The 13,287-nt window shown below is 34.2% G+C and carries 16 protein-coding genes; 9 read left to right on the forward strand and 7 right to left on the reverse strand.

The window, feature by feature from the left end; all coding sequences use genetic code 11:
• Positions 1 to 2 precede the first annotated feature (2 nt).
• Positions 3 to 905, forward strand: coding sequence for an SMP-30/gluconolactonase/LRE family protein (locus ACEN2N_RS14065; protein ID WP_441824920.1), 903 nt, complete (start codon positions 3 to 5; stop codon positions 903 to 905).
• A 2-nt stretch (positions 906 to 907) separates the two neighbouring features.
• On the opposite strand, the gene ACEN2N_RS14070 is transcribed toward ACEN2N_RS14065, so the two are convergent.
• A complete protein-coding gene (locus ACEN2N_RS14070; protein ID WP_441824921.1) occupies positions 908 to 1,372 on the reverse strand; it encodes a hypothetical protein in 465 nt (154 codons plus the stop codon).
• Positions 1,373 to 1,601: 229 nt separating this feature from the next.
• Here ACEN2N_RS14070 and ACEN2N_RS14075 point away from each other — a divergent pair, with 229 nt between their 5' ends.
• The 4 genes from ACEN2N_RS14075 to ACEN2N_RS14090 are packed head-to-tail and all read left to right on the forward strand — an operon-like array spanning position 1,602 to position 5,573.
• The gene (locus tag ACEN2N_RS14075) at positions 1,602 to 2,363 is read left to right on the forward strand and encodes an MIP/aquaporin family protein (protein ID WP_441825021.1); all 762 of its coding nucleotides are present in this window, start codon (positions 1,602 to 1,604) and stop codon (positions 2,361 to 2,363) included.
• Positions 2,364 to 2,374: 11 nt separating this feature from the next.
• On the forward strand, positions 2,375 to 3,250 hold the full coding sequence (locus tag ACEN2N_RS14080) for an alpha/beta hydrolase (protein ID WP_441824922.1): 876 nt from the start codon (positions 2,375 to 2,377) through the stop codon (positions 3,248 to 3,250).
• Between the two features lie 31 nt (positions 3,251 to 3,281).
• Positions 3,282 to 3,950 carry a GDSL-type esterase/lipase family protein gene (locus tag ACEN2N_RS14085; protein WP_441824923.1) on the forward strand — a complete coding sequence of 223 codons (669 nt, stop codon included), beginning with the start codon at positions 3,282 to 3,284 and terminating at the stop codon, positions 3,948 to 3,950.
• Between the two features lie 12 nt (positions 3,951 to 3,962).
• On the forward strand, positions 3,963 to 5,573 hold the full coding sequence (locus ACEN2N_RS14090) for a family 20 glycosylhydrolase (protein ID WP_441824924.1): 1,611 nt from the start codon (positions 3,963 to 3,965) through the stop codon (positions 5,571 to 5,573).
• A 55-nt stretch (positions 5,574 to 5,628) separates the two neighbouring features.
• On the opposite strand, the gene ACEN2N_RS14095 is transcribed toward ACEN2N_RS14090, so the two are convergent.
• The 5 genes from ACEN2N_RS14095 to ruvX form a co-directional block, all read right to left on the reverse strand.
• Positions 5,629 to 6,015 carry a response regulator gene (locus ACEN2N_RS14095; protein WP_441824925.1) on the reverse strand — a complete coding sequence of 129 codons (387 nt, stop codon included), beginning with the start codon at positions 6,013 to 6,015 and terminating at the stop codon, positions 5,629 to 5,631.
• 34 nt (positions 6,016 to 6,049) lie between these two features.
• On the reverse strand, positions 6,050 to 7,138 hold the full coding sequence (locus ACEN2N_RS14100) for an ATP-binding protein (protein WP_441824926.1): 1,089 nt from the start codon (positions 7,136 to 7,138) through the stop codon (positions 6,050 to 6,052).
• 219 nt (positions 7,139 to 7,357) lie between these two features.
• Positions 7,358 to 7,786: a DUF5606 family protein gene (locus tag ACEN2N_RS14105; protein ID WP_441825022.1), complete on the reverse strand. Its 429-nt coding sequence runs from the start codon at positions 7,784 to 7,786 to the stop codon at positions 7,358 to 7,360.
• 60 nt (positions 7,787 to 7,846) lie between these two features.
• On the reverse strand, positions 7,847 to 8,437 hold the full coding sequence (def, locus tag ACEN2N_RS14110; RefSeq protein WP_441824927.1) for a peptide deformylase: 591 nt from the start codon (positions 8,435 to 8,437) through the stop codon (positions 7,847 to 7,849).
• On the reverse strand, positions 8,438 to 8,848 hold the full coding sequence (ruvX, locus tag ACEN2N_RS14115; protein WP_441824928.1) for a Holliday junction resolvase RuvX: 411 nt from the start codon (positions 8,846 to 8,848) through the stop codon (positions 8,438 to 8,440).
• Positions 8,849 to 8,947: 99 nt separating this feature from the next.
• Between ruvX and ACEN2N_RS14120 the strand changes: the two genes are divergently transcribed.
• Together ACEN2N_RS14120 and ACEN2N_RS14125 are read left to right on the forward strand one after the other, a co-directional pair.
• On the forward strand, positions 8,948 to 9,763 hold the full coding sequence (locus ACEN2N_RS14120; protein WP_441824929.1) for a 2,3,4,5-tetrahydropyridine-2,6-dicarboxylate N-succinyltransferase: 816 nt from the start codon (positions 8,948 to 8,950) through the stop codon (positions 9,761 to 9,763).
• A 421-nt stretch (positions 9,764 to 10,184) separates the two neighbouring features.
• Positions 10,185 to 10,979: a glycosyltransferase family 2 protein gene (locus ACEN2N_RS14125; protein WP_441824930.1), complete on the forward strand. Its 795-nt coding sequence runs from the start codon at positions 10,185 to 10,187 to the stop codon at positions 10,977 to 10,979.
• On the opposite strand, the gene ACEN2N_RS14130 is transcribed toward ACEN2N_RS14125, so the two are convergent.
• Positions 10,961 to 11,779 carry a glycosyltransferase family 2 protein gene (locus ACEN2N_RS14130; protein ID WP_441824931.1) on the reverse strand — a complete coding sequence of 273 codons (819 nt, stop codon included), beginning with the start codon at positions 11,777 to 11,779 and terminating at the stop codon, positions 10,961 to 10,963. The two genes, ACEN2N_RS14125 and ACEN2N_RS14130, sit on opposite strands and share 19 nt — an antisense overlap.
• A 99-nt stretch (positions 11,780 to 11,878) precedes the next feature.
• On the opposite strand from ACEN2N_RS14130, the gene ACEN2N_RS14135 reads away from it, so the two are divergent.
• Together ACEN2N_RS14135 and ACEN2N_RS14140 are read left to right on the forward strand one after the other, a co-directional pair.
• The gene (locus tag ACEN2N_RS14135) at positions 11,879 to 12,709 is read left to right on the forward strand and encodes a zinc-binding alcohol dehydrogenase (RefSeq protein ID WP_441824932.1); all 831 of its coding nucleotides are present in this window, start codon (positions 11,879 to 11,881) and stop codon (positions 12,707 to 12,709) included.
• Positions 12,710 to 12,725: 16 nt separating this feature from the next.
• Positions 12,726 to 13,286, forward strand: a complete 561-nt coding sequence (locus ACEN2N_RS14140) for an L-threonylcarbamoyladenylate synthase (protein ID WP_441824933.1) — start codon at positions 12,726 to 12,728, stop codon at positions 13,284 to 13,286.
• Position 13,287: the final 1 nt, after the last annotated feature.

Raw genomic sequence — 13,287 nt, forward strand, 5'->3', positions numbered from 1 at the left:
CTATGAAATTTTATACAAGTTTTATTCTCGCATCTTTACTCTTTACAACTGTAATCTCTTGCAAATCTCAACAGAGATCTTTGGTTTCTGATGGGGCACAGCTTGTACAGGTCGCTAATAATTTTAGCTTCACCGAAGGTCCCGCTTCAGACAAAAACGGTAACGTTTATTTTACCGATCAGCCGAATAATAAAATCATGAAGTGGAACCAAGCCGATAATTCTATCAGTACTTTTATAGAATCATCAGGTAGGGCAAATGGCTTGTATTTTGACAATAATGAAAATTTACTGGCAGCTGCCGATGATAAAAATGAATTATGGCGAATTCATAAAACAGGTGAAATTGATACCTTAATTACAGATTTCGAAGGCAAGAAATTAAATGGACCTAATGACCTTTGGGTCGATTTAAAAGGAGGAATCTATTTTACAGATCCTTACTACCAAAGAGAATACTGGACAAGGACAGAAGCTGATATAAAAGAAAAAAATGTCTATTATATTTCCCCAGATTTAAAAAACATCTCAATAGTAGCGATGGGCTTAATACAACCTAACGGAATTATTGGCACCCCAGATGGCAAAACACTTTACGTTGCAGATATAGGTGACAAAAAAACATACTCCTACTCCATTCAAGAAGATGGTACTTTAGGTGACCAAACACTTTTTACAGACATGGGCTCAGATGGCATGACCATTGATAATAAAGGAAATGTTTATTTAACAGGTGCAGGTGTTACCATTTTTAATTCGCAGGGCGAACAGTTAAAGAATATACCCATCAATGAAAACTGGACAGCCAATGTTACCTTTGGTGGCGAAAATCAAGATGTTTTATTTATAACAGCAATGGGGTCGGTGTACACTTTGCAAATGAATGTACATGGTGTTAGATATTAGATTTACAGCTTGGTAAATTTTCTATTTAACACACCTGGCAATTCTTCATTTACACCTTCAGTTAGAATAGCTGAATTTAAAACCATGGCGCTAAAATTTGTGGCATTTAAATTTAGTACACTGCTTTTAAAAGTCCATTTACCACTGAAGTTATTAGTTCTACCACAACGAATAGCATAAAAATCTCCAGTTACACTGGTAATATCAAGTTCTACCCAATCAAGCTCCCAAGTGCCGTCTGTATTAATATTTAATGTGCCGTTTAAGCAGTCGAGCTCATCTAAGATATTATTAGAAGCAGTACCATCTTCATTAACATCTTGGGCTACATTCACATTTATTTCAGTCAATGTATAGGTACCAATTACCACGGCACTATCATCAGTTGTGGCATCGCTATCATCAGATGAGCAACTTGTAAAAAGTAGCACTATACAGGTCGTAAAATAAAGGATATATTTTCTCATGATAACAACAAAATAGGTTAATTCTATATGGAAGGTAGTTAAAACTATTTAAAATATATTGCTATAACCAATCATTTGATTATGATAAATTCATAAAAGCAGTAGCCTTTTCAAAGTATTCAAATGTATTTTTCAAAGTCACTATATTGAAATTCATATAATTACAGCACAATAATTATCAATTACTTAACAAAGGGTTTTATTTCTTATTAATTCCTTGATTTTAATTATCTTAAACGACTTAAAATCCAACCAAACTATGATTACATACATTTTTGAATTTATCGGTACTGCAATGTTAATTCTTATAGGGAATGGCATTGTTGCCAATATTGTATTAAAGGGAACAAAAGGAGCCGATGCCGGGTGGACAGGTATTTCTCTTGCATGGGGTATTGCCGTATTTATTGGTGTGTACATTTCAGCGGATGGCAGTGGTGCTCACCTTAACCCTGCAGTAACCGTAGCTCTTGCCGTTGCCGGAAAATTTTCTTGGGCAGCAGTACCAGGTTATATAGTCGCACAAATTTTAGGTGCCATGATGGGTAACTTTTTAGTATGGCTTAATTATAAAAAACAATACGAAGCCACAGAAGACACCGATGCAATTTTAGCCACCTTCTCCACTTCACCGGCTATTAAAAGTCCATTTTGGAATTTGATGACCGAAATTATTGGAGCCTTTGCACTTGTATTCGGTGTATTCTATATTGCCGGTGGCACCATGGGTAACAGTACAGTATCATTAGGGTCGTTAGACGCGCTACCAGTTGCACTATTGGTAATGGGTATCGGTTTTGGCTTGGGCGGCCCTACTGGTTACGCCATTAACCCAGCACGTGATTTTGGTCCGCGTTTATTACATTCAATTCTTCCTATAAAAAATAAAGGAAATAGTAATTGGGGTTACGCATGGGTACCAATAGTAGGTCCAATAATTGGCGGAGCTTTAGCTGCCTTAGTATATATGCTCATTGAAACAATTCAATAAAATTTACAACTATGAAAAGTCTAATTCTACTTACCTGCATTTTTACAACCATGAATATACTTGCTCAAAAAATGGTAGACTTACCATTTGAATATGACCCAAATGTAAATTGGTCGACAGCAGAAAAACAATTTTACTCAGATATTTGGGAAACAAATGTAGTAACCAACGTGGCTATACCTCGGTTAGAAGTTTTTGAGGCAGATCAGCCAAATGGTACCAGTGTTATTGTTGCCCCTGGTGGCGGACTTTACGGTTTGAGTATTAATAGCGAAGGTCGAGATGTTGCGAAATGGTTGAATAATCATGGTATTACAGCCTTTGTTCTTAAATATAGGTTAGTACCAACTGGTGTAGATGGTATTAAAGAAATTACAGAAGAGGGTACTAACAACCCGGCGAAGATCGAAGAAAGAGTTGCTCCTGTTTTACCACTTTCAATTTCAGATGGTCTTGCTGCTATTACTTATGTAAGAACTAATGCAAAGGCTATGAAATTAGATCCAAACAAAATTGGGTTCATGGGCTTTTCAGCTGGTGGTGCAGTAACCATGGGTGTTACATTTAACTACACCAAGGCTACTAGACCAGATTTTATAGTACCTGTTTACCCTTGGATGACCGTTATTGGTGAATATAAAATTCCTGAAGATGCACCGCCAATGTTAGTAATATGTGCTTCAGATGATCCACTTGGACTTGCCAGACCAAGTACTATACTGTATACCGATTGGGTAACTAGTGGAAAAAATGCAGGTATGCACATGTATTCAAAAGGAGGTCATGGTTTTGGAATGAAAAAACAACAATTAGCTTCTGATAACTGGATCGAACAATTTTATGCTTGGGCACTTACAGAAGGTTTAACAAAACCAACACTTAATTAGTAATTTAAGATAATCTGTCATATTTGCATTTATGAGTAATTTCAAGATTTCATATTTAATAACGGTTTTTCTAATTTCAACAAGCAATTATTGCATTTCTCAAACAGAGAATAACTTCAGTGAAGAGGTAAAAAATATTACTCAGAAATATGATACTATATGGGATTCAAAAAAGGAAACCATAGTCTTCACTGGCAGTTCTAGTGTACGATTGTGGAGAAAGTTAGAACAAGTATTTCCGAACCATCAAATCGTAAATAGCGGATTTGGAGGATCACAAGCATCAGACTTACTATTATTTACCGATGAATTAATCTTATCCTACAATCCTAAAAAAGTATTTATTTACGAGGGTGATAATGATTTATGGGCAGATAAAAGACCTGCAGATGTTCTTGATACGACCGCAGAGATCATCCGTCGAATAAAATCTAAAAATCCTGCCAGCGAGGTTATATTAATTGCGGCAAAGCCAAGTATCAGCAGATGGAAGATTCGAGGGAAATATAAAAGGTTGAACAGAAAAATGCAACGTTTCACCAAAAAAGACCCACAATTGTATTACGTAGATGTTTGGAAACCAATGTTAAACAAACGAAAGTTAAAAACCGATATCTTTATTGAAGACGGCTTACATATGAACCAAAAAGGTTACGATATTTGGTATGAAGCCATGAAAGATTTAGTAAACCAACCCTAATTACACTACACAATGAAGACCTTTTGTATTCGAAGTTTATTTTTTGCAAGTCTAACACTATTAGTAATTGCTTGTAGCGAAGAGAAGAAAGAGCGCATTGCAATGCCAACGACAGATTTATCTAAAGCTAGCTTAATACCTAAGCCGTTAAAGACCATACCAACAAACTCTGCTTTTGCATTAGACCAGTTTACGGCAATCTACACCTCTAAAAACGCAACTGGTTTTGAAGAAGTCGGTACTTTCTTAGCAGATAAACTAAAAGAAAAAATAAATCTAAGTATACCTGTAAATACTGAAGGGGCAAATACTGTAGAGAGAGTTATCTACATTAACCAAAGCGATAGTACCGATCTGGCATCACCAGAGTCATATCAATTATACATTAATCAAGATTCTATTATTCTCAACTCTAACACCGCAGAAGGTGCTTTTAGAGGCATACAAACACTTCGGCAATTGGTACCTATAGAAAGTAACGACACATTGGCTTTGCAAAAAATTTGGCCCGTACCGTCTGGGAAAATTATCGACAACCCTAATTTTTCTTATAGAGGTTCTATGTTAGATGTTGCACGACACTTTTTTAGCGTTGATGATGTTAAAAAATATATTGACCTACTATCTTACTACAAAATAAATGTACTGCATTTACACCTCAGTGATGATCAAGGTTGGAGAATTGAAATAAAATCGTGGCCTAAACTTACAGCAATTGGCGGCAGTACCGAAGTTGGTGGCGAATCTGGCGGATTCTATACACAAGAAGATTACAAAGAAATTGTACGTTACGCTGCTGAAAGATATATGACCATTATACCAGAAATTGATATGCCCGGCCATACCAATGCGGCATCTGTATCTTATCCGTTCTTGAACGGTAATGGAAAAACTCCGAAACTATATGAAGGTATGCATGTTGGCTTCAGTACTTTTGATACGCATAAGGATACAGTGTATGCTTTCATAGACGATGTGGTTAGAGAAATCTCAGCGATCACTCCTGGTCCTTATTTTCATGTTGGTGGCGATGAAAGTCACGTGACCAAAAAGAAAGATTACATCTACTTCATTAATAAGGTTGAGAAAATAGTACAGAAACACGGTAAGCGCATGATCGGTTGGGATGAAGTTGCCATTGCCGATGTAGATTCCACTTCAATTTCTCAATGGTGGGCAAGTGAAGAGAATGCTAAAAAAGCAGTGGATAAGGGAATGCAAATTATCGTCTCACCAGCTAAAAAGGCATATTTAGATATGGAATATGACACCTTATCTAAATTCGGACTCCACTGGGCGGCTTACATACCGGTAGATACTGCTTATATTTGGACACCAGAAGAATATGGCTTACCAATGGAAAATATTTTAGGTGTTGAAGCACCACTTTGGTCAGAAACCATAAGTAATATAGATGAGCTTGAATACTTAGCTTTTCCAAGAATTATAGGCTACTCTGAATTAAGTTGGAGTATTAAAGAAAATAGAAATTGGGAAGATTATAAAGTACGTTTAGCAGACCAAGCACCCTTTCTAGATAGAATGGATGTAAAATATTACCCTTCTGCGCTTATCGACTGGAAGAAGAGCGACTTTACGTATGAAACCATAAAGAAGGACTAACTACCTATGTAGACAATTAAAAAGCCTTGATTTAAATACATCAAAGCTTTTTTATTTATAGATCATAAGATTTCAATTTTACCTTAGATAAAATAGTATTTAAATATTGAAAATTTATAGGTTTTTCTAAATAATCTATGATATTAGAATAGCTATCTGCCTTCAGTTTATCATCTCCCCTAAATGAAGAAGTTGTAATTACAACAGGTGTCTCTGGTGCTAGATTTAGTTCATTCAACTTATCAAGAAAATCCCATCCGTCTAAAACAGGCATATTGATGTCCAGTAAAATTATATCAGGAGAGATATTGGTCTTTAAATAATCAAGGCCTAGCTGACCATTTAGGGCAATAGAAATGTTTTTATAGCCAAATCTCTCGAGGTTTGTTTTAGCTATAAAGTTCGTTACTTCGTCGTCTTCAATCATTAATATTCGTATCATTCTGTGGGGTTTTAAATGGTTTTGATTATTTGTTTTAAAAAATTATTATAAACTCTGTTCCTTTATTTACTTGACTTAATACATCGATTGTACCACCGTTTTCGTCAATTATAGTTTTCATGATATATAATGAGACACCTAAACCATCAACATGGGTGTGTAGACGTTTAAATAAGGCGAAAATTTTATCAGAAAATTCTTGTTCAAAGCCTAGTCCGTTATCTTTGAAAGACAATTGAACTCTACCATTGACATCTTTGGTTTCAATTTTGATGCTTAGTTTTCTTTTAGGATGTCTATACTTAAGCGCATTTGACATAAGGGTTTGAAGAACACCCTCTAATTGTATTTTATTATAATTGATTGAAGGACATGCTGAGTAATCTTCTTTTATAATTGTTCTGCCTTCTATAATTTCTTTAGAATAACTAGTTTTTAATTTACCTACCACCTCTGAAAATTCTAATCTTGTTTTAGATGCGCCAAAATTAGACTTTGTAGCAATCACCATATTTAAGCCTGTAATCTTATCGCACATTACTTTAGTGACCACATTCATTTTTTCAACTATAGGCATTACTTCATTAAAGGTAATATCAGATTCTAAAGCCATTCGCATTAGGCTCTTTAAATTGGTTAGCGGAGCTCTTAGATCATGTGCTGCTACAAATGAAAAATCTTCTAAATCTTGATTTTTCTTTTTCAAATTTTCATTAACTTCTGTTAATGAGGTTTGTGAGCTTTTTAATTGTTGTATCACATCGATAACATTCGTTACATCAAGTGTGGTTATACCTAAGTAATCGCCAATTTTAAATGCCCTTGACATAAAAGTCTTCTCAGTAAATTCACCTTTAAACAACAACTCATCGAAACCTATTGGCACACCAGTTTCGATAACATTTTTATAGGCTTGGAATCGCTCCGTTCCTTCTAAATAAGGGAATATGTCCAACAAGTTTTTACCTATGAAATTTTCTTTTGAAATACCAATGGTATCAACACCAGCTTGATTTATATCAACAAAATTCATGTCTCTATCTAAAATCACAAAAGGTGAATATGCATTTTCGAAAAAAGCACTTTTTAATTCACAATCAATATCAAATTCACTTGTATTCATATCACTCAAATTTTGTAAAGGCTATTTAGCTACACCACAAATTTGCAGCATTAAAAAACTTATTTGAATTGATGTATGTTGGATAAGAGAAAGATATAGTTGAATGGCAAGAAACTGTAGATGAACAGCTTAAACAATAAATTAAAATTGCTTTACTATTAGGTTTGAAACAAAAAAAAGCCCTAAAAGGGCTTTTTACATAATAGTATAAGAGAAAGACTATTCTTCTTCAGAAGCTTCTTCACTAGTTACTTCTTCGCTAGAAAAGTCAGTTATTTTATTATCGGTCAAAATATTATACCATTGTATAACCTTTTTAATATCGCTAACATAAACACGATCTTCATCATAATTAGGTAACACTTCAAAAAAGTATTCTTCTAATTTAATTTTTTCGTCTTTATGGCTAATTGAAGTTTTACCGCCATCTTCTTTTGTTTGAATTTTTTGAAAAACCTCTCTTAACGGAACCTCTTCTTCAAGTGTATAAATTGCGATTTCAGACAGTACACTTACACTGCTACGCAAGCTAACTGTTATTCTTTTTGCATCTAATAAAGATTCTGCTACAAAACCTGTTCTGGTTTGGGTAATCAATTTATACAAACCTGGTTTTCCTGCAACAGATAAAATTTTCTCTAAACCCATAAACTCTTTTAAAATTTCAGAAAACAAATATTATACTTTTCTATTAATAATGGAGGCATTTTAACGTCCTTTTTTCATTGCAGGAAATTTCATGCGATAGTCTACACTAATCTTACCTTTTGAAATATTGGTTAATCGACCTTTTAACATTCGTTTCTTTAAGGCAGATAATTTGTCTGTAAACAACACCCCTTCTATATGATCGTACTCATGCTGAATAACCCTTGCCAGTAAACCATCGAAAGTTTTAGAATGTTGTTTAAAATTCTCATCTAAATATGTAATTTTAATAACACCTTTTCTGCTTACATCTTCACGAACATCTGGTATACTTAGGCAACCCTCATTGAAAGCCCATTCATCACCAGTTTCTTCCTCGATAGTAGCATTGATAAACACTTGTTTGAAACCGTCTAACTGTTTTTGTTCCTCTTCAGTTAAATCTTCATCCCCTGAAAAGGGAGTCGTATCAACCAAAAATATACGAACAGGCAATCCTATTTGTGGTGCCGCAAGACCTACACCACTAGCGTTATACATGGTCTCCCACATGTTAGTTAACAAATCATTCAGTTTTGGATGGTCTTTATCAATATCATCCGCAACTTTTCTTAATACGGGATCACCGTATGCAATAATGGGTAAAATCATTTATAATGTCTTTAAAAAATCTTGTAATATGATAGTAGCACTAATCTCATCGATCAATGCTTTGTTTTTTCTTTGTTTCTTTTTTAAGCCGCTATCTATCATAGTCTGAAAAGCCATTTTAGATGTAAAGCGTTCGTCATGCCTTTTAATAGGAATAGTCGGAAATTTCTCTGCCAACTTCACTAAAAATGGAGCGATTAAAACTTCAGACTCAGAAGCGCTATTATCCATTTGTTTAGGTAACCCAACAACAATAATCTCTACTTTTTCTTTTGGAATATAGTCAGATAGATATTCAAAGATTTCAGAGGTAGCTACAGTGGTTAATCCGAATGCTATCATTTTCATATCATCGGTAACCGCTAAGCCAATACGCTTTTCTCCGTAATCAATTGCAAGAATCTTTCCCAAACTTAATTTTTGGCAAAAATAAAGGATAATTTGTTATATGTGCCCATGCGCATGGCTAATTACTGTACTTCAACTTATATTTGAGAAAATTTTATGAAAATGACAGAATTAAGAGCACAAATAGAAAAAGCATGGGATAATAGAGACCTTTTAAAGGAATCTGCTACCCAAGACAGCATAAGAGAGGTCATTAACCTTTTAGATATCGGAAAATTAAGATGTGCCGAGCCAACAGCAGACGGATGGCAAATTAACGAATGGGTAAAGAAAGCGGTTGTTATGTATTTCCCTATTCAAAAAATGGAAACCATAGAAGCAGGTATTTTTGAATACCACGATAAAATGCCTTTAAAGAGAGGCTATAAAGAAAAAGGAATTCGTGTGGTACCAAATGCCGTTGCAAGACATGGCGCATATATTGCACCAGGCACTATTTTAATGCCTAGTTATGTAAATATTGGCGCCTATGTTGATGAAGGTACCATGGTAGATACTTGGGCTACTGTTGGTAGTTGTGCACAGATAGGTAAGAACGTACACTTAAGTGGTGGTGTTGGTATTGGCGGCGTTCTTGAACCATTACAAGCTTCACCAGTTATTATAGAAGATGGTGCCTTTATTGGTTCTCGTTGCATTGTTGTAGAAGGTGTAAGAGTTGAAAAAGAAGCTGTACTTGGAGCGAATGTTGTTTTAACAATGAGCACTAAAATAATTGACGTTACAGGTGAAACTCCCGTAGAGACAAAAGGTGTTGTTCCTGCTCGTTCAGTTGTAATACCTGGTAGTTATACGAAGAAATTCCCAGCAGGTGAATTTCAAGTACCGTGCGCCTTAATTATCGGAAAAAGAAAAGAAAGTACAAACAAAAAGACATCATTGAACGATGCACTTAGAGAGTATGATGTTGCGGTTTAATTTTTGAATTCATTTTATTAAAAAAAATAATTTTAAATTTTTTTAACCATTTTGAATAATACCATCAAATAATAGTCTTTTCTAGATAACAACAGTTAATCCGTACAAAATGATTAAATTTTGTGCGGATTATTTATATAACAAATTGTATTTAAGGATTTTAATCATTCTAGGCTGCATCCTTATAGGATAGTTGTATTATAATCTGCACAAAATCGAAAACAATGAGTTAGTAAAAACTAAAAAACTTTTTGATAATTGTACGCAACCATTCTAAAATACGACCTCTTATAAACTGAACCATGCTATAACATTGGATTTCAATTGTGTAAGAAATTTACTTCTTAACACAATTTTTTAATTCTTTTTTTGTTATAACTTTGTTCGCTCCGATTAGAGCAAACCAATCAAATTGGAAAGTATGATTACCAAAAAAGAGCAACTTACCGCATTAGTAATTACGTATAACGAAATTGGGTACATTGAAAAGTGTATTGATTCCGTTTCTTTTGCCGATGAAATTGTTGTAGTTGATTCTTTTAGTACTGACGGAACTTTTGAATATTTAAAGGACCACCCGAAGGTAAAAGTCATTCAAAATCCGTTTGAGAATTTTACTGCTCAAAAATCATTTGCCTTAAAACAAGCTACAAATGACTGGGTTTTATTTTTAGATGCCGACGAAATTGTTTCTAACGCTCTACAAAATGAAATTTTAGAGACAGTATCTAGCGATACTGATATCGCAGCATTTTGGTTCTATCGCCAGTTTATGTTCAAGAATGAAAAATTGAATTTCAGCGGATGGCAAACCGACAAAAACTACAGACTTTTTAGAAAAAGTAAAGCTGTATTTTCTGACTGTAAAATTGTTCATGAAACATTAGACGTTGATGGTACTTCTGGTATCTTAAATGAAAAACTGACCCATTACTGTTACAAGAATTACGAAGATTACAAAGGTAAAATGTTGAAATATGGTCAGTTAAAGGCTGTTGAATCTTTTTACAGAGAAAAGAAATTCACTTATGTAATGATGGTGCTAAAAACCAGTTGGAAATTTTTCAACCATTACATATTACGTCTTGGTATACTTGACGGCAAAAAAGGTTTTACCATCTGTTATTTAAACTCATTGGGCGTTTTAGAACGTTACAAGGAGCTTAAAAAATTAGAACAAAAAAATGAGCTTGCGTATTACTTAGTAATGCCATAGAACGTCCACACGCTTTTTTCTTTTTTAGTCGCATTTCTTATACCAACATTTTTAGCAATAGATTCTGGTGTCTTATACCCTCTTTTATGGTCTAAGTGTACACATACAGCACTATATCGCAATTGCTTAGACTTTAACCCGAAATTGAATAAACGCTCGCCGAGCTCTCTATCTTGACCGCCATATTGCATGCGTTCATCAAATCCGTTAACATTTTCTATATCTTTTTTCCAACCAGAAGAATTATGTCCGTTCCAACTAGCATTGGTAGGCGTAACCCAATTTAATATCTTAGAAATAAAACCTTGAGCAGTAAGCTTATTGTTTTTAAAAGTTTGCGGAATTCCTTTTTCTTTCAACCATTGTATATTGAAACAACGTTGATTTTCAATATCCTCTAAGGTGATCAATTTAGAAATATTCATGGGTAACATGTAATATCCGCCAGAGATAAAATAACCTGGTTCTTTATTGATATAATGCACTTGAACAAAATCTTCTCTAGGAATACAATCCCCATCTGTCATAATTATATAATCTGCAGAACAAGCGGTAACCGCCTTATTTAGTATTCTAGATTTCTGAAAACCATCGTCTTCTTGCCAAACATGAACGATTGGGTAATGTACCTTCGCAGACATCTCAGCCAATAATTCTTTAGTAGGTGCCTTCGATCCGTCATCGGCAATAACAACTTCAAAATCTTTGAATATTTGTTGCTCAAAGCCCCATAGTACCTTCTTCAGCCACTCTTCGGCATTATATGTACTAACGATGATACTTATTTTAGGAATCTCCATGCTACGTTTCAAATTACTGCAAAAATATAAAACTCTTATCTATCTTTGAATTAGAATAGACAGTCTTCAATATTAAAAGACAAATTACAGCATTGTAAAATGAAGTTAAAAGAAATACCTGTATCAATTTACAATTCAGCTAAACTTTTAGCTATTTCTGTTAAAAGAATTCATACTACGCAGAAAGAAGAAATTCCTGTAATTGTTTCTTTAACCTCTATTCCATCAAGATTAGGTACACTTCACCTAACCATCAGAAGTATTTTGAATCAAGATGTTCGACCTAAAAAAATTATTTTATGGTTGCATCATTCTTTAAAAGATGAAATTCCAAAAAAACTAGCGGTATTAGAATCTGATTTATTTGAAATCATGTATTCAAATTTAACCTGTTCTCATAGAAAGTTAATTCATAGCTTAGAATTGTTCCCGAATGAAATAATTGTCACTTGTGATGATGATATGATGTATCGATGTAATTGGCTTCGAACCTTATATGAAGAACATCAAACACATCCGAATAAAATAATAGCTAACCAGACCAGATATATCACCTATACTAATGTTGGTGAATTACAATCGTATAGAAGCTGGGTTTATATTGAAGGTTCAAAATTTAATACATCAGCGGTCATACCTATAGGTGCTGAGGGTGTTTTATATCCACCCAAAACCCTTTCTGAAAAAGTAACAGACTCAATATTATTTTTAGAATTGGCTCCGAAAGCAGATGACCTGTGGTTTAAAGCCATGGCTCATTTAGAAGGAACAGCATCTTTGCAAGCTAAGAATAAAGCAAAAACACCCATACCTATAATTGGGTCTCAAAAGCAATCTCTAAAAAAGTCAAATATTGGAGGAGATAAAAACAAGACTCAATGGCTAGCTATAACTAATTACTTCAACATTACTCCAGATAATTTTCTTTAATACAAGCAAAAAACAAATGACAGAGGAAATCAACAAATGCATAGAAGTTCTAGAAAATGGCGGACTCATACTCTACCCTACCGATACGGTTTGGGGTATTGGTTGTGATGCTACCAATGAAGAAGCTGTACAGAAAGTATTTCAACTTAAGCAACGAGATGATAGTAAGGCGCTAATTTGTTTAGTAGCCAATGATGCTATGCTTGAAAAACATGTAGAAAAAGTACCTGAACTTGCATACGATCTTATGGATCTAGCTACTAAACCTACTACCATTATATACGATAAACCACGTGGTGTAGCCAAAAACCTAATTGCATCAGATAACACATTAGCCATAAGAGTAGCATCAGATAAATTCTGCACCTACCTTATAGGCAAGTTTAAAAAACCTATAGTTTCTACTTCTGCCAATATTTCTGGGGCCAACACACCCAAATCTTTTCAAAATATAGATGAAGCTATTTTAAAAGGTGTAGACTATGTGGTAAATTTGCATCGTGAGAAACAGAATAGCTCCGCCTCATCAATTATTAGACTTTCTAATGATAATACGGTGAAGATTATTCGAGAATAAG

It is taken from the genome of Maribacter spongiicola (assembly GCF_052119685.1).
Lineage (GTDB): Bacteria > Bacteroidota > Bacteroidia > Flavobacteriales > Flavobacteriaceae > Maribacter > Maribacter spongiicola_A.